22 protein-coding genes and 1 tRNA gene are annotated in these 20,508 nt (G+C 60.2%); 12 read left to right on the top strand and 11 right to left on the bottom strand.

Going from position 1 to position 20,508, the window contains the following annotated elements:
• The first annotated feature begins 93 nt into the window (after positions 1–93).
• A complete protein-coding gene (locus tag BBF94_RS05510; RefSeq protein WP_065258044.1) occupies positions 94–816 on the top strand; it encodes an amidotransferase in 723 nt (240 codons plus the stop codon).
• A gap of 42 nt (positions 817–858) precedes the next feature.
• Here the strand turns inward: BBF94_RS05510 and BBF94_RS05505 are convergent, their stop codons facing one another.
• From BBF94_RS05505 to BBF94_RS05495, 3 genes are all read right to left on the bottom strand, one after another.
• A complete protein-coding gene (locus BBF94_RS05505; RefSeq protein WP_065258043.1) occupies positions 859–1,830 on the bottom strand; it encodes a magnesium and cobalt transport protein CorA in 972 nt (323 codons plus the stop codon).
• 134 nt (positions 1,831–1,964) lie between these two features.
• Positions 1,965–2,687: a 1-acylglycerol-3-phosphate O-acyltransferase gene (locus BBF94_RS05500; protein WP_065258042.1), complete on the bottom strand. Its 723-nt coding sequence runs from the start codon at positions 2,685–2,687 to the stop codon at positions 1,965–1,967.
• Between the two features lie 215 nt (positions 2,688–2,902).
• Positions 2,903–3,592: a crotonase/enoyl-CoA hydratase family protein gene (locus tag BBF94_RS05495; RefSeq protein WP_065258041.1), complete on the bottom strand. Its 690-nt coding sequence runs from the start codon at positions 3,590–3,592 to the stop codon at positions 2,903–2,905.
• Positions 3,593–3,887: 295 nt separating this feature from the next.
• Between BBF94_RS05495 and BBF94_RS05490 the strand changes: the two genes are divergently transcribed.
• From BBF94_RS05490 to BBF94_RS05460, 7 genes are all read left to right on the top strand, one after another.
• Positions 3,888–3,977: transfer RNA gene (locus BBF94_RS05490), tRNA-Ser, on the top strand.
• 151 nt (positions 3,978–4,128) lie between these two features.
• Entirely contained in the window at positions 4,129–4,449 is a 321-nt protein-coding gene (locus tag BBF94_RS05485) for a YbjQ family protein (protein WP_065258040.1), read from the top strand.
• Positions 4,450–4,605: 156 nt separating this feature from the next.
• Positions 4,606–4,794: a hypothetical protein gene (locus BBF94_RS05480; RefSeq protein ID WP_065258039.1), complete on the top strand. Its 189-nt coding sequence runs from the start codon at positions 4,606–4,608 to the stop codon at positions 4,792–4,794.
• Positions 4,795–5,106: 312 nt separating this feature from the next.
• Entirely contained in the window at positions 5,107–5,475 is a 369-nt protein-coding gene (locus BBF94_RS05475) for a bacteriocin (RefSeq protein ID WP_065258038.1), read from the top strand.
• A gap of 137 nt (positions 5,476–5,612) precedes the next feature.
• Entirely contained in the window at positions 5,613–6,029 is a 417-nt protein-coding gene (locus BBF94_RS05470; protein WP_065258037.1) for a glycine zipper domain-containing protein, read from the top strand.
• A gap of 117 nt (positions 6,030–6,146) precedes the next feature.
• Positions 6,147–6,314: a hypothetical protein gene (locus BBF94_RS27920; protein ID WP_176704421.1), complete on the top strand. Its 168-nt coding sequence runs from the start codon at positions 6,147–6,149 to the stop codon at positions 6,312–6,314.
• A 126-nt stretch (positions 6,315–6,440) separates the two neighbouring features.
• Entirely contained in the window at positions 6,441–7,136 is a 696-nt protein-coding gene (locus tag BBF94_RS05460; protein ID WP_007960113.1) for an HAD-IA family hydrolase, read from the top strand.
• A 69-nt stretch (positions 7,137–7,205) separates the two neighbouring features.
• On the opposite strand, the gene BBF94_RS05455 is transcribed toward BBF94_RS05460, so the two are convergent.
• Positions 7,206–7,952 (bottom strand): 3-oxoacyl-ACP reductase family protein, encoded by a 747-nt coding sequence (locus BBF94_RS05455; protein WP_065258035.1) that lies wholly within the window; start codon positions 7,950–7,952, stop codon positions 7,206–7,208.
• 126 nt (positions 7,953–8,078) lie between these two features.
• On the opposite strand from BBF94_RS05455, the gene BBF94_RS05450 reads away from it, so the two are divergent.
• Complete coding sequence (locus BBF94_RS05450) at positions 8,079–9,023, top strand: LysR family transcriptional regulator (RefSeq protein ID WP_065258034.1); 945 nt, start codon at positions 8,079–8,081, stop codon at positions 9,021–9,023.
• Here the strand turns inward: BBF94_RS05450 and BBF94_RS05445 are convergent.
• The 7 genes from BBF94_RS05445 to rloA form a co-directional block, all read right to left on the bottom strand.
• Positions 8,992–9,720 (bottom strand): aspartate/glutamate racemase family protein, encoded by a 729-nt coding sequence (locus BBF94_RS05445; protein WP_065258033.1) that lies wholly within the window; start codon positions 9,718–9,720, stop codon positions 8,992–8,994. The two genes, BBF94_RS05450 and BBF94_RS05445, sit on opposite strands and share 32 nt — an antisense overlap.
• A gap of 54 nt (positions 9,721–9,774) precedes the next feature.
• Positions 9,775–11,313 (bottom strand): NCS1 family nucleobase:cation symporter-1, encoded by a 1,539-nt coding sequence (locus BBF94_RS05440; RefSeq protein ID WP_065258032.1) that lies wholly within the window; start codon positions 11,311–11,313, stop codon positions 9,775–9,777.
• Between the two features lie 480 nt (positions 11,314–11,793).
• The gene (locus BBF94_RS05435) at positions 11,794–12,528 is read right to left on the bottom strand and encodes a phosphoadenylyl-sulfate reductase (RefSeq protein WP_065258031.1); all 735 of its coding nucleotides are present in this window, start codon (positions 12,526–12,528) and stop codon (positions 11,794–11,796) included.
• 143 nt (positions 12,529–12,671) lie between these two features.
• Positions 12,672–14,015, bottom strand: coding sequence for an aminodeoxychorismate synthase component I (gene pabB / locus BBF94_RS05430; RefSeq protein WP_065258030.1), 1,344 nt, complete (start codon positions 14,013–14,015; stop codon positions 12,672–12,674).
• Between the two features lie 246 nt (positions 14,016–14,261).
• Entirely contained in the window at positions 14,262–15,248 is a 987-nt protein-coding gene (locus tag BBF94_RS05425) for an alpha-L-glutamate ligase-like protein (RefSeq protein ID WP_065258029.1), read from the bottom strand.
• On the bottom strand, positions 15,248–16,783 hold the full coding sequence (gene rloB / locus BBF94_RS05420) for an osmotic stress tolerance membrane protein RloB (RefSeq protein WP_065258028.1): 1,536 nt from the start codon (positions 16,781–16,783) through the stop codon (positions 15,248–15,250). Before rloB ends, BBF94_RS05425 begins: the two co-directional genes overlap by 1 nt.
• 5 nt (positions 16,784–16,788) lie before the next feature.
• Positions 16,789–17,325: a retropepsin-like aspartic peptidase RloA gene (gene rloA / locus BBF94_RS05415; protein WP_065258027.1), complete on the bottom strand. Its 537-nt coding sequence runs from the start codon at positions 17,323–17,325 to the stop codon at positions 16,789–16,791.
• A 298-nt stretch (positions 17,326–17,623) separates the two neighbouring features.
• On the opposite strand from rloA, the gene BBF94_RS05410 reads away from it, so the two are divergent.
• From BBF94_RS05410 to prpC, 3 genes are read left to right on the top strand one after another with little or no spacing between them, the layout of a single operon-like run.
• The gene (locus BBF94_RS05410; RefSeq protein WP_176704423.1) at positions 17,624–18,346 is read left to right on the top strand and encodes a GntR family transcriptional regulator; all 723 of its coding nucleotides are present in this window, start codon (positions 17,624–17,626) and stop codon (positions 18,344–18,346) included.
• A complete protein-coding gene (prpB, locus tag BBF94_RS05405) occupies positions 18,343–19,233 on the top strand; it encodes a methylisocitrate lyase (RefSeq protein WP_065258025.1) in 891 nt (296 codons plus the stop codon). Before BBF94_RS05410 ends, prpB begins: the two co-directional genes overlap by 4 nt.
• A gap of 43 nt (positions 19,234–19,276) precedes the next feature.
• Complete coding sequence (prpC, locus tag BBF94_RS05400) at positions 19,277–20,404, top strand: bifunctional 2-methylcitrate synthase/citrate synthase (protein ID WP_065258024.1); 1,128 nt, start codon at positions 19,277–19,279, stop codon at positions 20,402–20,404.
• Positions 20,405–20,508 lie beyond the last annotated feature (104 nt).

The raw sequence follows: 20,508 nt of genomic DNA, 5'->3' as shown, positions 1-20,508 counted from the left end.
GGTACGGGAAGCATTCCGGGGCTTGCCTTGCCGGGTGATTTCAGGGCAGGCTCTGGGGTGTGCATTATTCCCATCACGTGTCAGGAATTTTTTATGTCGCTACGCATCTGCATTCTGGAAACCGACATCCTGCGTCCGGAACTGGTCGATGAATATCAGGGGTACGGGCAGATGTTCCAGCGCCTGTTCTCGAAGCAGCCGATCGCCGCCGAGTTCACCGTGTACAACGTGATGCAGGGCGAGTATCCGAGTGATGACCTGACGTTCGATGCGTACCTGGTCACGGGTAGCAAGGCGGACTCGTTCGGCACTGATCCGTGGATCCAGACGCTCAAGCAATACCTGCTGACCCGCTATGAACGCGGCGACAAACTGCTCGGCGTGTGCTTCGGCCATCAATTGCTGGCGCTGTTGCTGGGTGGCAAGAGCGAGCGTGCGACCCAGGGCTGGGGTGTCGGCACCCACAACTACAAGCTGGCGGCCAAGGCTCCATGGATGAACCCGGTGCGCGAAGAACTGACGCTGCTGATCAGCCACCAGGATCAGGTGACGGCGTTGCCGGAGAACGCCACGGTGATTGCCTCCAGCGATTTCTGCCCGTTTGCCGCTTATCACATCAACGACCAGGTGCTGTGCTTCCAGGGGCACCCGGAATTCATTCATGACTATTCGCGAGCGTTGCTGGACCTGCGTCAGGAAGCGCTGGGCGAACAGATCTACAGCAAGGGCGTGGCCAGCCTTGAGAACGATCACCACGGCACCACGGTGGCGGAATGGATGATGCGTTTTGTGGCGCACAAGCCAAACGCTGCTTGAACCGGAGCGCCCTCGTGTCGACCGCGGGGGGCGCTTTCGGGCTTACAGCCAGCCCGATTTCTTGAAACTGGCCCACAGCCCCACGCAGCCCGCCGTGATAAACCCCAGCACGGCGAAATAGCCGTAATGCCAGCTCAGTTCCGGCATGTTCTGGAAGTTCATGCCGTAGATCCCGGCGATCGCTGTCGGGAACGCCAGAATCGCCGCCCATGCCGCGAACTTGCGCTGCACCACACTCTGTCGTGACGCCTCCAGCAACACACCGATCTCGATGGTCTGGCTCGCAATCTCGGCCAGAGTGGTCAGGTCTTCCATCTGCCGTGTGACATGGATCTGCACGTCGCGAAAGTACGGGCGCATGTTCTTGTCGATGAAGGGGAAGCTCAGCTTCTGCAATTCTTCGCCGATTTCCACCATCGGCGCTGCGTATCGACGCAGGCGCAGAACGTCGCGGCGCAGACCGTGGAGCTTCTGGATGTCGTGCTCATTCAGTGCACTGCACAGCACGTTGCGTTCCAGTTCATCGATCTCGGCGTGGATCGCTTCACCCACCGGCTGATAGTTTTCAATCACGAAATCCAGCAGGGCATACAGTACGAAATCTTCCCCGTGTTCCAGCAACAGCGGTCGCGCCTCACAGCGTTGGCGGACATGGGCGTAGGACGCGGAATGCCCGTTGCGCGCAGTGATGATGTAGCCCTTGCCGGCGAAGATATGGGTTTCAATGAACTGCAGGATGCCGTGTTCGCGCACGGGTGAGTAAGTGACGATGAACAGGGCGTCGCCGAAGGTTTCCAGCTTCGGGCGGCTGTGTTTTTCCAGGGCGTCTTCGATGGCCAGTTCGTGCAGGTTGAACTGGCGTTGCAGATTGGCCAGTTCCTGGGCGTTGGGTTCTTCGAGGCCGATCCAGACAAAGTGCCCGGTCTTGGCGGCCCAGGCGGCGCCTTCATCGAGGGAAATATTGGTGACTTTCTTACCGGCGCTGTAAACCGCAGCAGCAACAACTCGACCCATGGTGGTGGTTCACTTCTTCTTGGCAGATGGCAGGGGAGACATGGCTTCAGCTTAGCCGTGTCGCTGCTTGAGAGTCAGTGAAATCTGCACAGTTCACCGGGCAAAAGAAAACCCGCACAGGGCGGGTTTCCTTTTCACGCGGCTTGAAGCTGTCGATCCATGTCATCGATGCACTCGCGCATCTGTTCACGGCATCGAGCGATGAGCATGGGCATGTCGTCCATGGTCAGGCCGGCGGTGGGAATCGCCGGCAGCGAGCGTATGAGAATTTTCCCGCTGCGCCAGCGGTTCAGACGCATGTGCTTGATGTAGCTGCTGACACAGACCGGAACGATAGGCACGCCGGCGGCGATGGCCATTTGAAACGCGCCTTTCTTGAATGGCAGCAGCTCTTTGCCCAGATTGCGCGTGCCTTCCGGGAACACCCAGATCGAGGTGTCCTTGTGCTGCAAAGTCTCGGTGGTTGTCAGCATCGACCGGCGGGCCTTGTGCGCATTCCCGCGATCGATCAACACATTCCCCGAGAGCCAGAACAACTGCCCGAACAACGGTACCCATTTCAGGCTTTTTTTGCCGATGCACACGGTTCGATGCGGCACGACGTTGCCGAACACGAACAGGTCATAGTTGGACTGGTGATTGGCGATGATCACGCAACTGGCGGGCTTGTTCATCAACGATCCGACATCGGCCTTCACCCGCAGACGCAAAATGCACATGGCCGGCAGTGCATAGAGGCGGGCGCACAAGCGACTGTTATCCGGATTGAAGGGGCGGCACAGTCCGAGGATCAGCCCTAGCATGCCCGCCAGAATAAAGTGCAGGCCCATCAACAACATACGAAACATGAACAGCATTTTCAGGCCCACCGGGACAAAAGGTGGCGCAGTGTACGGATGTGCACTGTTTTCGGCAATTGCCGCTATAGAGTCAGGAGATAGGCGATGTTTAAGCACATGTTTCCGACTTGTCGGTCAGAGCCGTCCTAGAGCTGCTGCAGAAATTTAAACGTTTCGCGTAAGAAAAAGCCCGACGCGACGGTCGGGCTTTTCTGTACCGAGCTGAAGAGGATTCAGCCCAAGTGTTCCTGATCCTGGATGATGGCGTTATCCAGGGTCTCCAGCAGGGCCTTGCGAACCTTGAGCTTGGTGTTCTTGTGCGCGGTCATGTTGATCTTCTTCAACTGACGCGCTGCGGCGAGGGCGGCACCTTGCAGTTCTTCGGCAGAAACCACCTTGTCGAGGAAACCGGCATCCACAGCGCTTTGCGGATCGAACATTTCACCGTTGATCACCGAGCGATGGAACGCCGAACGGCGCAGCCGATCACGGGCCAGTTCGATACCGGCGTGGTGCATGGTCATACCGATCTGCACCTCGTTCAGACCAATGCTGAACGGGCCGTCGACACCGATGCGGTAATCGGCGGACAGCAGAATGAACGCACCTTTGGCCACGGCATGACCCGGGCAGGCCACGATCACCGGGAACGGGTGCGACAGCAGGCGACGGGCGAGGGTTGAACCGGCGGTTACCAGCGACACGGCTTCTTTGGGACCGGCGGTCATGACCTTCAAGTCGTAGCCACCGGAGAGAATGCCCGGCTGGCCGGTAATGATCACGATTGCACGATCCGCCACTGCCTGATCCAGCGCCGCGTTGAAGGCCGCGATCACATCCGGGGAAATGGCGTTGACCTTGCCGTTGTTCAAGGTCAGAGTCGCGATACCGTCTTCGAGGTGGTAGGCAATCAGGTCGCTCATGGCGTAATTCCTTATAAGAAAGATGGGCAGACGTTACCCAGCGTCGCCGGTCAGGTAAAGCACTGTGACTGACTTGCCGGTCACCGATTGCCGTCTGCTGTACAGGCTGCTGCGGGTTCGCCGCTTCATGGGAGGGTTTCGCCGACCGGAGAATGGCCGGTTTGCCATGATCCGAAATGCGCAGGAACGGCTGAATGTCTTAACCGCATGAAAATTCTGAAAAAAAGTTTGCCATCGGAAAAGCTTTCGACTACATTAGCGCGCCTCGACAGACAGAACATGTTTGAAGAGATACGGTGAAGTGTCCGAGTGGCTTAAGGAGCACGCCTGGAAAGTGTGTATACAGGAAACTGTATCGAGAGTTCGAATCTCTCCTTCACCGCCAAATTCGATGTAAACAAACCCCCTGGTTTCGAAAGAAACCAGGGGGTTTGTGCATTCCGGGGTCCGGATTTTTGGTTGCTCAGCTGGGTTCGGTGTCATTTTGCCGGGGCGGTACAATCGCGGTTTTATCTGTATGTAAAAGGACGACTTCCATGATCATTTCCACCACCCACTCCATCGAAGGCCGGCAGATCACGGCATATCTGGACATTGTCAGCGCCGAATCGGTGCAGGGCGTGAATGTGATTCGCGATATGTTCGCCGGGATGCGCGACTTTTTTGGTGGGCGTTCACAGACGCTGGAGCGCGCATTGAAAGAGGCGCGTGTTCAGGCGACTGACGAGATCAAGGAACGTGCACGGTCCTTGCAGGCCGATGCCGTGGTCGGGGTGGATTTCGAGATCAGCATGCCGGCGGGGAAGGGCGGGATGGTTGTGGTGTTTGCGACCGGTACGGCGGTCAAGTTGCGCTGAGCCGGATTTGCGAATGACAGGCCATTCGTCGGTGTTCAGGCGATCTGAACCACAAGTCCAGGAATGACCGGCTAGTCTCAAAAGCCTTGGAGGTCGATATTTTTTCAGGCAAAAGGGTCTTGCCGGTATCGGCCCGCTTTTGAAAGGGGCGAAGAAATGACTGATCCGTACATCGAAGACGACGGGGCTGAGTTTCCATTCAACAATTGCGTGCGCTGCGGCCAGACCGAGTATCAGGCGGGTTTTGGCGAGGATCCGGTGCAGACTGGCAAGATCAAGTCCACGGCTCCTAAAGGGCCCAAGGCAAAGTTTTTGCCCAGGGTGACGACCCGTTCCAGGAAGTAATCCGGATGCCACACAGCCCCCGCCATCGAGCGGGGGTTTTTGTTAATGATTGCCGAGAGATCTGTCCTACAAAATTTGCGGATTTGTCTGGTTTCTTTCACAAACTTTTCACACCCGTCTACGTAGGGTGAAGCCATCCGTTAGAAAGCAAGTCTCCAGCCCGTCTCCCCAGCGGGCTTTTTTTTGCCTGACATCAAACCTTTTTGATAATCGCTGTCCAATCGGCGCCAAGTGCGCGGCAGTGCTGGACATTGCCGCTGCAACAGCATTCAATCTGCGCCCTTTTTTCTTCCTTTTGTTGAGGTTTTCGTCATGCGTTTAACTCTGCCTGCTCTGGTTCTGGGGCTTCTGGTCGCTCAAGGTGCAATGGCCGGCGACGGTACCGCCGCGCTGGGTGGCGGTCTGGGTGGCGCGCTCGGTAACGTGGTTGGCCAGAAAATGGGCGGCAGCACCGGTGCAGCGATTGGAGCCGGCGTAGCAGGCGCGGCCGGCGGTGCCTTGGCAGCGAAGAAAGGTGCCCGTACCAAAGCAGCCATTGGCGGTGGTGTCGGCGCGGCAGGTGGTTCGATCATCGGCAACAGCCTGGGCGGCAAGAATGGCGCGACCATCGGTGCTGGCCTGGGTGGCGCAGCGGGCGGCGCAGTGGGCAGCAACCTGTCCAAGGGCCACAAGCGTCACTGATTGCGAATGCGTGTCTGAAAAGGCCCGGCCATATGCCGGGCCTTTTCGTTGCTGAACGTTTTTCCGAAATTCGCCTCCAATTGCGTATAGCCCATTCTCCGGGCGTACCGTCCCGATCCGGGACCTGTGAGGTCTGTATGCGATCGACATTAACTGCGTTGGTTTTAGGATTGCTCGTGGCCCAGGGCGCCATGGCTGCCGGCGATGGTTCCGCGGCGGTCGGCGGTGGTCTGGGTGGTGTACTGGGTAACGTGGTCGGTGGACAACTTGGCGGCAGCACCGGCGCGGCCGTCGGGGCCGGTGTCGGCGGCGCGGCCGGCAGCGCCGTCGGGGCAAACAAACGCAATCGTACGGAAGCCGCCATTGGCGGTGGCCTCGGAGCGGCCGGCGGTTCAGTGCTCGGCAACAGTGTCGGTGGTTCCACCGGCTCGGCTGTCGGGGCGGGACTCGGTGGTGCGGCGGGCGGTGCCATTGGCAACAGTCTGGGTGACGATGGTGGACGGTCGCATTCCGGTGGCGGCCACAAGCACAAACACAAATATCGTCATCGCTGACCGAGCGCATCTGAAACCCGGCCCTGTGCCGGGTTTTTTGTGTTCGCATGCAATGCGCTGGAACGTATGGCGACCATACTTTTCGAACGTCTACACGCTGAGCTCCCGAGGTGCACCATGACTCCTGAAACCGCAGGCAAGGAAGAAAAAGGCCCGAGCGGGCTGCCGTTTATCAATGATCCGGGGAATGAAGATCCGGGGTCGTTGATGGATGATGCGACGGTTCCGCTTTGGGAAGGGGATGTTGAAGAGCTGGAGTATGAGGATTTTGATGATGATGAGTGACGCGCTTTCGCTCCCTTGAGCTGTTGCTCAACCTCGACCGCGCTCGTTATGCTGCTGAACCCTTTAATCCGATCCGAGCAGCGGCAGCCGATGCCGCCCGGGATGTCTTTGATAACGGATCCGATGATGAATGCACCGCTGAAGGCGTTCGGCCCGATCAAGGCCGTGATTTTCGATATGGATGGTTTGCTGCTGGACACCGAGGGCATTTACACCGAGGTCACCTCGCTGATTGCCGAGCGTTACGGGCGCACTTTCGACTGGAGCATCAAGCAGAACATCATCGGGCGCGGGGCCGGCGATCTGGCGCGCTATGTGGTCGAGGCGCTGGACCTGCCGATCACCGCCGAAGAGTTTCTGGTGATCCGCGAGCCGCTGATGCGCGAGCGCTTTCCCACCGCGCAAGCGATGCCGGGGGCCGAGGAACTGATTCGTCACCTCAAGGCACACAACATTCCGATTGCCGTCGGTACCAGTTCATCGCGCCAGTCGTTCGGCCAGAAAACTACGTTGCACCGCGACTGGTTTGCGTTGTTCGACTTCATCGTCACCGCCGACGATCCGGAAGTCGGTGCCGCCAAACCGGCACCGGACATTTTCCTCACCGCGGCTCGCCGCCTGGGTGTGGCGCCGGAAGATTGTCTGGTGTTCGAGGATTCGCCGTTTGGCGTGACGGCAGCAAAAGCGGCGGGCATGACTGCCATCGCGATTCCGGATGCGGCCATGGCCGATGAAAAATACGCACATGCCGACGGAATTCTTCGTACGTTGAAAGCGTTCACGCCAAGTGCCTGTGGGTTGCCGGCGCTCGATTGGGCCTGACCGGACCGCAGATAAAAACGCCGCCCCTCCATTGAAGGAGGGGCGGCGTTTTTCGATCACTCGAAACAATCAGGCGCCGAAACCACCGTCGACAGTCAGGCTGGCACCGGTGATGTAACCGGCCTCCGGGCCGGCCAGGTAGGCGACGAAGCTGGCGATTTCATCGGCTGTACCGTAGCGACCGACGGCCATCAGCGGAATCAGACTCTCGGCAAAGTCGCCATGGGCCGGGTTCATGTCGGTATCCACCGGACCGGGCTGCACGTTGTTGACGGTGATGCCCCTTGGGCCGAGATCCCGGGCCAGGCCTTTGGTCAGACCGACCAGCGCGGACTTGCTCATCGCATACACACCGCCACCGGCGAAGGGCATGCGGTCAGCGTTGGTGCTGCCGATATTGATGATGCGCGAGCCTTCGCCCATGTGTCTGGCGGCTTCCTGGCTGGCGATGAACACGCTGCGCACATTGATCGCCAGGGTCTGATCGAAGTCTTCCAGTTTGAAGTCTTCCAGCGGAGCGACTGCAAGCACACCGGCGTTGTTGACCAGTATGTCGAGGCGGCCAAAGGTTTCGACGGTCGCGTTCACGGCGTTGCGGATGGCACCGGCATCGGCGCTGTCAGCCTTGATCGCCAGGGCTTTGCCGCCGGTAGCGGTGATGCTGTTCTGCAGTTCCTCAGCCTTGGCGGCGGAGCTGACGTAAGTAAAGGCAACCGCGGCGCCTTCAGCGGCCAGGCGTTTGACGATGGCGGCACCGATGCCGCGAGAGCCGCCTTGAATCAGAGCGACTTTACCGCTGAGGTGTTGAGTGGTCATGTTCGATCTCCAGAAGTTTCAAGGCGGGATGCCTTGTGGTTGGAGCCGAGTATCGGCCTCGCATCGACAACCGTGTAGACCATGATTGCTATAGTCTGTGTAAACCAGAAGTTTATAGTGAGGATCATGGAAACCTTCAGCAGTATCGAATGCTTTGTGCGTAGCGCCGAAGTCGGCAGCTTTGCCGAGGCCGCCCGACGCTTGAGCCTGACCCCGGCGGCAGTCGGCAAGAGCGTGGCGAAGCTCGAGGCGCGGCTGGGTGTACGGCTGTTCCAGCGTAGTACACGGAGTCTGACGCTGACCGAAGCCGGTCAACTGTTTTTGAGTCAGATCAGTGGCAGCCTGACGACCATTCAGAATGCCGTCGCCAATCTGTCCAGCGTTCAGGGGCTTCCGGCGGGGTCGCTGAAAGTCAGCATGGGTACGGCCTTCGGTTGCCTGTATATCGTGCCGATGCTGGGTGAGTTCCTGCGGCGATACCCGGCGATCAGTCCGGACTGGCATTTCGATAACCGGCAGGTCGACCTGATCGGGCAGGGCTTCGATGCGGCGATCGGCGGGGGATTCGAATTGCCTCAGGGCGTGGTCGCTCGCCGGTTGAGTCCGGCGCATCGAGTCCTCGTGGCATCGGCGGACTATCTGCGCAACCACCCAGTGATCAGCGAGCCGGATGATCTCAGGCACCACGACGGTATTCTGATCCGCTCGCCGCAAACCGGACGCGTGCGCTCCTGGCAACTGACCGGCGGTAATCCGCAGAATTGTCGCCCGTTGACGCTCCAGGCACGCATGACCCTGAGCGATTCCCAGGCCGCCTGCGCCACGGCTGCGCAAGGGCTGGGAATTGCACTGGTGAGCATGCCCTTCGCCGTGGGCTATCTGGAAGCGGGGACCTTGCAGCGAGTGCTGCCCGACTGGTACGTCGACGACGGCAACATCTCCATTTATTACGCCGAACACAAACTGCTGCCGGGCAAGACCCGGGCGTTCGTCGATTTTGTCATCGAGCAGTTTTCAGCCCGGGGCCTGGCAGAGCGATTCAACGCGCAAAACGTGCTGGCCAGCCGATGATGGTTTTCGGGCGCGGCGTCGCATACGTCCGCACCTTTGAGGTTGAGAGACCCAGACGCACCAGCGATTCGGCGATGGTCACGGCAGCGGTGACGCCATCGACCACCGGCACCCCGGTGCGCTGACGGATTTTCTCATCGAGCCCGGCCATGCCGCCGCAACCCAGGCAAATCACTTCGGCTTTATCCTGCGTCACCGCCAGTTCGGCCTGATGCACGATGGCTTCCAGCGCCCGTTGCGGTTCATGTTCCAGCTCAAGTACCGCGAGGCCGCTGGCCCGCACCGAGGCGCAGCGGTCCCACAGGCCCGAGAGTTTCAGTCGATCCTCGATCAACGGTACGGTGCGGTCCAGCGTGGTGACCACCGAATAGGCGTGGCCTAGAAACATCGCCGTACTGGCGGCCGCATCGGTGATGTCCACCACCGGCACGTTGAGCAGTTCCTGCAAGCCTTCGCGACCGTGCTCGCCGTAGCCGGCCTGGATCACGGCGTCGAACGGCTGGTCGTAGGCCATCACCCGGTCCATGACGGCGATGGCTGCCAGATAGCTTTCGAAATTGCCTTCGACGGAGTCCGCCCCGAAATGCGGCGTCAGGCCGACAATCTCGGTGCCGGGAGAGGCGACGGCCTGCGCCGAGCGGGCAATGGCCTGGGTGATGGATTCGGTGGTGTTGACGTTGACCACGAGAATACGCATGAGAAGTCCTTATTGCGGTTGGTTCTGCGGCCCGGCAAAGGGCCGCCAAAAGATTCAGTGGCTGACGTTGTCGACGGCGATGGTTTCTCCGTCCACGTCGGCGTAGTGCGATTGGCGTTTGGCGACGATCAGGTAAAGCATCCCGGCGATCCCGGCACCGATCAGCCAGGAGAAGGGCGAAACGCTGTGGAAGCCCGGCACCAGCGCCAGGACGATGGCGATCAGCGCGGCTGGAATGAATGCCGCCACGGCCCGCAGATTGATTCCGCAGTTGTAGTAATACGCGCCGTTCGGGTCTTCGCTGTACAACTGCGGCACGTTGATCCGGCCTTTGCGGATCAGCCAGTAGTCGACCATGATCACGCCGTACAACGGGCCGAGCAGGGCCCCGAGGCCGGACAGGAAATACACGATCACCAGCGGGCTGTTGTAGAGGTTCCACGGCAGGATCAACACGGCAATCGTGGCGCTGATCAGCCCGGCGCGGCGGAAGGTCAGGTACTTCGGCGCCAGGTTGCTGAGCACGAAAGCCGGGGCGACGAAATTGGCCATGATGTTCACCGCCACGGTAACGATCAGGAACGCCAGGCAACCGAGCACCAGAAAGAACGTATTGGGGATCGAGGCGATGATTTCGGTCGGGCTTTCGATGATCCGCCCGTTGATCTGAAATTGCGCACCGCACAGCAGGACGGTGATCCCGGCGAACACCAGAATATTGACCGGCAGGCCCCAGAAGTTTCCGATCTTGATGGTTTTGCGGCACGGCGAAGAGCGGGCGAAGTCGCAGAAGTTGAGGATCAGCGTGCCGTAGATCGCCAGCCAGAGTGCGCCACCGGCAAAGATGTTGCGCCACATCTCGCCGCCGGTCAGCGGTTCGCGGATCGACCAGGCAATGGTCGCGTTGGCCTGGGTGTACATCCACGCGGCAAGGCAGGCGACGGTCAGCAGAATCACCGGCCCGGCGAAGGCTTCGTAGCGGCGGACCATTTCCATGCCGTAGGCCAGAATCCCCAGTTGCACGAACCAGATCGCCACGAAACACACCCAGCCCAGGCTCGACAGGCCGAGGATCGAGTCGTGGTCGTAGTCGGCGAAGCCGGGATGGATCGCCGTGAGCAGCACGCGAAAGACCACCGACGCCAGATACGTCTGAATCCCGAACCAGGCAATGGCGATGACCGCCCGGATCAGCGCAGGAATCTGCGCCCCGTGAATGCCGAAACTGATGCGGCTGATGACCGGAAACGGCACCCCGGTTTTCTGACCCATGTAGCCCGACAGGTTCATGAAGAAATACACCAGCGCGGCGCCGATCCCCAGCGACAGCAGAATCTGCCAGCCACCCAGGCCCAGGGCGTACAGACCGATGGCAAACGAGTAGTTGGCGATGTTGTGCACATCGTTGGTCCACAGGGCAAAGATGCTGTATTTGCCCCAGCGCCGTCCTTCGACCTTGGTCGGTGCCAGGTCGCTGTTGTGCAGGCGGGGGCTCAATTCGAGCGGTTCGACCTGGCCAGTGTCGGGCATTGGCTGGTCGGGGGCAGAGGCGGGCAGATTCAGCGCGATATTGTTGGAGAGACTTGTACGCATTCCGGCAGGCTCCTGATGTGCAGGGGCCGCGATGACTGTGCATGAGCTTTGAGGCTCGACAAATCTTCGTCGCGGCCAGCAGACATCACTGGTTACGGGGCATCTGCAGCCTGTACGGGATAGGGCGCTTCAGGCTTGCGGATCGAAAGTGTGTATTCATGTTCTGCAGTTTTGTATACAAAACATGTATGCACTAAGCCAGATCTGTGCCAGCCAGCGATCTATGAAAATCGCGGTTGATTACGAAAAGTTATTGAATGGCGCTAAGTTGCTGAAATGCAGACGATATAAATTGACCGCTTGAACAGGTATTTATTTTTTGGGGGGAATTCGGGTGGGCGTCGGAAGGGATCGCTCGGTGAGCGTGATGTAACTTTTCAGGGCGCAGAAACGAAAAGTGCACACATAAATGGCACCGATGGTGACATTCGTGTGTACACATTTTTCATGTCCGGAAGAGACACTTTCGGGGCGAGCGGTTTACCCCTTGCTGATGATATTTCCCGCATGCAACCCGCATTCTTTCTGGGTCGCTTCTTCCCACCACCAGCGGCCTTCGCGCTCATGCTGGTTCGGCAGCACAGGGCGGGTGCACGGTTCGCAGCCGATACTGATGAAGCCGCGTTCATGCAGGCTGTTGTACGGCAGCTCCAGCATGCGGATGTAGCCCCATATTTCCTCACTGGTCATCTGTGCCAGCGGATTGAACTTGTACAGCGTGCGCTCCGGGGTGGAGAACGCGCTGTCGATTTCCATCACCGCCACCGCGCTGCGGGTGCCAGGGCTCTGGTCGCGACGCTGGCCGGTGGCCCAGGCTTTGACGTTGGACAGTTTGCGGCGCAGTGGCTCGATCTTGCGGATGCCGCAGCATTCGCCATGGCCGTCCTTGTAGAAACTGAACAGGCCTTTTTCCTTCACGAACGGTTCGAGTTTCGTGTAGTCCGGCGAGACGATTTCGATGTCGATCTTGTAGTGCTCGCGCACCTGATCGATGAAGCGGTAGGTTTCCGGGTGCAGACGGCCGGTGTCGAGACTGAACACCTTGACGTTCCTGTTCAGCTTCCAGGCCATGTCCACCAGCACCACATCCTCGGCGCCGCTGAAAGATATCCACAGGTCATCGCCGAACTCGGCGAACGCGAGCTTGAGGATGTCCTGGGCGGATTTGTTGGCATAGGTCGTGGCGAGTTCCACGACGTCGAACGTTGGGCTCATCAGGCGGCTTCCTACAGGTCGGTGGCGCTGGGCGCTCTATATGGCGGCGATGTTAACAAAAAGCAACGCCCGCCGGGGCGGCCTCTGCGCTGCACGGTCCAGGTCGGGCCGCCAGAGTTCGGGCTCGCACGGCACAATCAGGTCTACAGGCCCTGCAGGGTTTCCAGCAGAACCTTCACCTTGGTAATCGACTCCTGATATTCCGCCTGCCAGTCCGAATCGGCGACGATCCCGCCACCGCCCCAGCAACACACCTGCCCATCCTTCACCAGCAGACTGCGAATGGCGATGGAACTGTCCATTTCGCCGCGCACGTCCAGGTACAGCAATGAGCCGCAATACAGGCCGCGCCGGGTCGGCTCCAGTTCGTCGATGATCTGCATCGCACGGATCTTCGGGGCTCCGGTGATCGAGCCGCCGGGGAAGCTGCCGGCGATCAGGTCAAGGGCGTCGCGATCCTGCGCCAACTCACCGGTCACGCTGCTGACCAGGTGATGCACATTCGGATAGCTTTCCAGGCTGAACAGCTCCGGCACTCGCACGGAGCCGATGCGGCAAGTGCGGCCCAGATCATTGCGCAACAGGTCGACGATCATCAGGTTTTCCGCGCGGTCCTTGGGGCTGGCCAGCAGTTCGGCGGCGTTGGCGGCGTCTTGTGCCGGAGTCGCGCCACGGGGGCGGGTGCCCTTGATCGGGCGGGTTTCCACCTGACGTCGGCTGACTTTGACGAAGCGCTCGGGCGACAGGCTCAGCACCGCGTTGCCGTCAGGCAGGTTCTGGAACCCGGAAAACGGCGTCGGGCAGGCTTCGCGCAACGCGCAATAAGCCAACCATGGATCGCCCTGGCACGGTGCGCGGAAACGCTGGGCGAAGTTGACCTGATAGCAGTCGCCGGCCTGGATGTATTGATGAATGCGTTCGATTGCCTGACGGTAGTCGTCGGCCGAGAGGTCGGCAGTCATCGGCGTGTTCAGTTTGAACGGCGTCAGTTCGGCGGCCATCGGTTGGCTGAACAGGTCGATCAGCCGTTGCTTCTCGCTGGCACTGACCGACGGGTGGAACACCAGTTGGCTGGTGGTTTTCCGGTGGTCGCTGATCAAGGCCCAGTCGTACAGACCGAATCGTGCATCCGGCAGTTGCAGATCATCCAGCGCCTGACTCGGCAGGTTTTCCAGATGCCGGCCGAAGTCGTAACTCAGATAACCGATCAGGCCACCGGCGAAGGGCAGCTCGTATTCCGCAGGCAACTGTGCCTCAACAAGGCGCGCCAGATTGTCCCGCAAGCGTTGCAGGAAATCGTCGCCACGTTCGTCGGGCAACACCGCCAGTTGTTCCAGCGGCCAGGCGCTGAGCAAGTCATAACGGCCACGATCGGCAGCGGGCCGGCCGCTGTCGAGCAGCACGGCGCCGGGCGCATGGCGGATTGCCGCGAAATAACCGGCGGGGTTGGCGCAGTAGGGCAGCGGGTGTACGGAACAGGTCAACATGGGCGGGGCAGATCGGCCATCGAGGCGGGGTGGGGATTGTAGTCCCCTCGGGGAATTGCTCCTAGAGGGGATGTCGGGGATTGGCAGATCGACAGCGGCTGACGAGCAACCTGTGGCGAGGGAGCTTGCTCCCGCTGGACTGCAAAGCAGGCCGGGATTCAGTGGCTCGGTCTGTCAAAGTGATCGTGTCTGCCGGCTCACGACTGCTGCGCAGCCGAGCGGGAGCAAGCTCCCTCGCCACAGGAGTTAGCCCTCGACCGCCGGAATATGCCCGAACAATTCCTGAGCAAACGCCACGCGCTCTTCAACCGTTTCAGTCACGCCGCGGGTCTTGAGATCCTCCAGGTGAGCTTCCACCGCATGGGTGCGCGAGGTCAGGCCGCAGTCATTGGCAATCTGGATATTCAGCCCGGGCCGCGCATTGAGTTCCAGAATCAGCGGGCCTTTTTCCTGATCCAGCACCATGTCCACGCCGATGTAGCCCAGCCCGCACAACTCGTAGCAACCGGCGGCGAGCTTCATGAAACCGTCCCAGTAGGGCAGTTGCACGCCGTCCACCGCGTTGGTGGTGTCCGGATGTTTGGCAATGATGTTGTTCAGCCAGGTGCCGCGCAACGTCAGGCCGGTCGCCAGATCGACACCGACGCCGATGGCGCCCTGGTGCAGGTTGGCCTTGCCGCCGGATTGCCGGGTCGGCAGCCGCAGCATGGCCATCACCGGGTAGCCCATCAGCACGATGATGCGGATGTCCGGCACGCCTTCGTAGCTGATGCTCTTGAAGATCTGGTCCGGGGTCACCCGGTATTCGATCAATGCCCGGTCGCGGTGTCCGCCCAGCGAATACAGGCCGGTGAGGATGCTGGAGATATGGTGCTCCAGCTCTTCGTGCGTGAGGATTTTGCCCGACACGGTGCGATAACGCCCCTCGAAACGGTCGGCGATGACGATGATGCCATCACCGCCGGCGCCCTGGGCCGGCTTGATCACGAAGTCGTTGCGCCCGCCGATGATCTCGTCGAGCCTGTCGATTTCCTTTTCCGTGGAAATCACGCCATACAACTCCGGCACATGGATGCCGGCCTTGATCGCGCGTTCCTTGGTGATGATCTTGTCATCGACGATCGGGTACAGGCTGCGCTTGTTGTACTTGAGCACGTAGTCCGCGTTGCGCCGATTGATGCCCATGATGCCCCGGGCTTCCAGGGCCTTCCAGGTCTTCCAGAAACCGAACATCAGGCGTCAGCCTTCTTCAGGAAGGCCTTGAAACGCACCAGTTCGGTCAGGCGGTAACCGCGATAACGACCCATGGCCAGCATGAAACCCACCAGAATCAGCAGGATCGCCGGGAAGGTGAACACGAAGTACACCAGCTCCGGAACAGTCATGATCAAGTGCGCCAGGGACGCCGCGAACAAGGTGCCGATCGCCACTTTCAGGGCATGGCTGGCGCCGCGCTCTTCCCAAGTGATCGAAAGGCGTTCGATGGTCATGGTCAGAATCACCATCGGGAACAGCGCCACGGACAGACCGCGTTCCAGACCGAGCTTGTGACTGAACAGGCTGATCGCTGCAATCAACACCACCACGAAGGTCAACACCACCGACAGCCGTGGCAGCATTTGCAGCTTCAGGTGTTCCAGATACGAGCGCAGCGACAGCCCCAGCGCCGTGATCACGGTAAACAGCAGAATGCCGAAGCCCAGCTGCGTCTCGCGGAAGGCCAGGGCGATCAGTACCGGGGTGAACGTACCCAGGGTCTGCAGACCGACCAGGTTGCGCAGGATCAGGATCACCAGCACGCCGATCGGGATCATCACCATGATCATGAACGTCTGCTGAGTCTGCAGCGGCAGGCCGTACAGCGAGTATTCGAGGAAGTTGGCGTCGGTGTTTTCGTCGGTCAGCTTGGCCAGACGAATCGCGTTCATTTCGCTGTTGTTCAGGCTGAAGGTCACGTTGGCCTTCTTCGCGCCGTCGATGGTGATCAGGTTTTCATCACCGGTCCACCACAGCAGGCGGTCGCTCGGCAGACCTTGTTCACCGGTTTCCGGGTTGAAGTACAGCCAATCATTGCCGTTGAAGCTGCGCAGCCACAGTTCCGGGGTTTGCGGCTGATCGGCGACGAGGCGGATGGTGTGGACCTTTTCCACCGGAACGTGGGCGATGGACAGCAGCAGTTCGACGATCTTTGCCTTGTGCGGCGTCGACGGATCACCGGCCAGCAGCAGTTTCACGTTGTCGTCGTTGGTATTGTTGACACGCTTGATCGCTTCGCCGATGAAGGTCTCGACGTCGGCCGAGTGCTGGCGGATCGGCGCGAGCAGGGCTTCGGCGGCGATTTTTTCCGGGCCTTCGATGGCCATGCTGTCGCGGAAGGTCGGGCCTTTGACCTTGGTTTTTTCGGCGGTGTAGCGCTTGGTCAGCACCAGGCGGTAATACAGGGTCTGGTTGCCCTTGGCCCGACGTGCCGACCAGGTGACCTTGCGGTTGCCGTCGACACGGTTGACCGCCACGCCGTAGTTGTTGGAGATGAAGCTTTCATTGAGGCTGACGTAATCGCGGCTCAGGGGCGGCACGAACATCTGGATCTTCACCGGATCCTTGGTGCTGGCGACGAACTCGACCTTGGCGTCGATGTTCCACAAGTCGTCGGTGGCGTCTTCGGTCACCGGGATGCCGAGCACGAAAATCTGATAGGCCGTGACCGAAATGCCCAGGAGCACCAGGATGGCGATCAGGATTTTCAGGTGGAAGGTTAAAGAACGCATGGACATTACTCGGCGGTATGAGCGGCGATGGCGCAGGCAGGTTTGCCGGCAGCGTATTTAAGACTGGGATCGACCAGCGCATCGAAGCGTTTCAGCGCCTCGGAGCCGATCAAAAGCGGGTATTGGAACGCACTGCGGTCGGTCAGGTTCACTTCGATGCTGCGCATCGCCGAACCCATGCAGATATCCAGCTCGATCACCGGGCGCGCGGTGTACTTCTTGCCTTCTTCCGGGTCGTAGTCGCCGGCGCGGCGCTTGATCTTGCTGACCCGGGCCAGCGGCCGTTCGATCGGGTGCGAGTGCGCCGCGTCGATGGCCAGGTAGAAGCGCACCCAGGACTCGCCATTTCGCTTGAAGCGTTTGATGTCGCGTGCGCTCAGGGAGGCGGTTTTCGCGCCGGTGTCGAGTTTCGCCGCCACTTCCAGGTTGATCCCGTCGAGCGCAGCGTATTCGTTGAGGCCGTACACAGTCTTTTCCCCCGCCACAGCCAGGCCGGGCAGGCAAAACAGATAGAAAAAGGTAGGGAAGGGCTTGAGTCTCATAAATCCTGGCGAGCAGCGTTCCGTTCTCGGTTCAGGGCCACGGCATCAGGAGATCCTGTCTGCACGTGCCTTCGTGTGCCTATCAGCTTTTTATGACAAGCCGTGCAAGTGACCCGCAAATGCGGCGGCATTCTAGCACGGTGGTTTAATGGCGCCAGCGCCCGAGCGGGTCTATAACCCCTTGGGGTGGACGACGCGTGTTATTAGACGATTGTCGACAATCTTTATTTTTCCTTTGACTGGTACGGACTGATTCGCTAGTTTTTGCCGCATCGGATTTAAAGGTGTCGACAATATGCTGGATCAACTCGATCCCCCGGTCATCAGCGGCGACGATTCGGAAACCCTGTCCGAAAACGTCTTCCGGCGCATCCAGGCGGCTATCGTCAAAGGCGAAATCGCCCCCGGCAGCAAGATCTCCGAGCCGGAACTGGCGCGTACCTACGGCATCAGTCGCGGACCGCTGCGTGAGGCGATTCATCGTCTCGAAGGCCAGCGCCTGCTGGTTCGAGTGCCGCACGTCGGTGCACGGGTGGTCTCGCTGAGCCACGCCGAACTGCTCGAACTCTACGAAATCCGCGAATCCCTCGAAGGCATGGCCTGCCGTCTGGCGGCCGAGCGCATGAGCGTCGAAGACATCGACGAACTGCGCCGGGTGCTGGAAACCCACGAGCGCGATGCCGCGTTTCAGGCCGGCGTCGGCTACTACCAGCAGGAAGGCGATTTCGACTTTCACTACCGGATCATCCAGGGCAGCGGCAACCGCACGTTGACCCAGATGCTCTGCGGCGAGCTGTATCAACTGGTGCGCATGTACCGCATCCAGTTTTCCACCACGCCCAACCGCCCGCGCCAGGCCTTTGCCGAACACCACCGGATTCTCGATGCCATCGCCGACCGTGACGGCGAGCTCGCGGAATTGTTGATGCGCCGCCACATCGGCGCCTCGAAACGCAACATCGCCCGTCATTACCAGGACGGCGCCGACAACCAGACAGCCACTGAACGAGGTGAGTCATGAGTTCCAACAAGAGCACTCCAGGCCAGCGTTTCCGCGATGCGGTCGCCAGCGAACATCCGTTGCAAGTGGTCGGCGCGATCAACGCCAACCATGCGCTGCTGGCCAAGCGCGCCGGTTTCAAGGCGATCTACCTCTCGGGTGGCGGAGTAGCCGCTGGCTCCCTCGGCTTGCCGGACCTGGGCATCACCGGCCTGGATGACGTGCTGACCGACGTGCGCCGCATCACCGACGTCTGCGACCTGCCGCTGCTGGTGGACGTGGACACCGGTTTCGGTGCCTCGGCGTTCAACGTGGCCCGCACCGTGAAGTCGATGATCAAGTTCGGCGCGGCGGCGATCCATATCGAAGACCAGGTCGGCGCCAAACGCTGCGGCCACCGTCCGAACAAGGAAATCGTGACCCAGCAGGAAATGGTCGACCGCATCAAGGCGGCCGTGGATGCCCGCACCGACGACAGTTTCGTGATCATGGCCCGCACCGACGCGCTGGCCGTTGAAGGTCTGGAGTCGGCACTGGAGCGCGCCGCCGCGTGCATCGAGGCCGGCGCCGACATGATCTTCCCGGAAGCCATCACTGAACTGGAGATGTACAAGCTGTTCGCCAACCGCGTGAAAGCGCCGATCCTGGCCAACATCACCGAATTCGGCTCGACGCCGCTGTACACCACCGAACAATTGGCCGGTGCCGATGTGTCGCTGGTGCTCTATCCGCTGTCGGCGTTCCGCGCGATGAACAAGGCCGCGGAAAACGTCTACACCGCGATCCGCCGCGACGGCACCCAGCAGAATGTCATCGACACCATGCAGACTCGCATGGAGCTTTACGATCGCATCGATTACCACACCTTCGAGCAGAAGCTCGACGCGCTGTTTGCGGCGAAGAAGTAAGCCGCAACCGTACTCCCTGACAAATACAAGACTGGAGACAACAATGGCCGAAGCAAAAGTACTCAGTGGCGCCGGGCTCCGGGGCCAGGTTGCCGGGCAAACCGCACTGTCCACCGTGGGCCAGGCCGGTGCCGGGCTGACCTATCGCGGCTACGACGTGCGCGAACTGGCGGCAGATGCACAATTCGAAGAAGTGGCGTACCTGCTGCTCTACGGAGAGCTGCCGACCAAGGCCCAGCTCGCCGAATATCAAGGCAAACTGAGCAAGTTGCGCGACCTGCCGCAAGCGCTGAAAGAAGTGCTGGAACGCATTCCCGCCGATGCCCACCCGATGGACGTGATGCGCACCGGTTGCTCGTTCCTGGGCAACATCGAGCCGGAGAAAGACTTCTCCGAACAACGCGACAAGACCGACCGCCTGCTGGCCGCCTTCCCGGCGATCATGTGCTACTGGTATCGCTTCAGCCACGACGGCAAACGCATCAACTGCGTGACGGACGAGCCGTCCATTGGCGGCCATTTCCTGCACCTGTTGCACGACAAGAAGCCGAGCGAGCTGCACGTCAAAGTGATGAACGTGTCGCTGATCCTTTACGCCGAACACGAATTCAACGCCTCGACCTTCACCGCCCGGGTGTGCGCTTCGACCCTGTCCGACCTGTATTCCTGCATCACGGCGGCCATCGGTTCGCTGCGCGGCCCGCTGCACGGCGGCGCCAACGAAGCGGCGATGGAAATGATCGAGCGCTTCTCATCGCCGGAAGAGGCGATCAAGGGCACCCTCGGCATGCTTGAGCGCAAGGACAAGATCATGGGCTTCGGTCACGCGATCTATAAGGACAGCGATCCGCGCAACGAGGTGATCAAGGGCTGGTCGAAAAAACTCGCCGACGAAGTGGGCGACAAGGTGTTGTTCGCGGTTTCGGAAGCCATCGACAAGACCATGTGGGAGCAAAAGAAACTGTTCCCGAATGCCGACTTCTACCATGCCTCGGCGTACCACTTCATGGGCATCCCCACCAAGCTGTTCACCCCGATCTTCGTCTGCTCGCGCCTGACCGGCTGGGCGGCACACGTGTTCGAACAGCGCGCCAACAACCGCATCATCCGTCCGAGCGCCGAGTATGTCGGCGTTGAACAGCGCAAGTTCGTGCCAATCGAACGTCGCTGAATAGTGGGCTGCTCCGGAGCTTGAGAACACCGATAAACCCTGTGGGAGCGAGCTTGCTCGCGATTGCGGTACATCAGTCGACATCAGTGTTGAATGTCAGTCCG

The organism is Pseudomonas bananamidigenes, assembly GCF_001679645.1.
Taxonomy (GTDB): Bacteria; Pseudomonadota; Gammaproteobacteria; order Pseudomonadales; family Pseudomonadaceae; genus Aquipseudomonas; species Aquipseudomonas bananamidigenes.
Note: the sequence above shows the minus strand (reverse complement) of the source record. Positions and strands in the feature narration are given on the sequence as shown.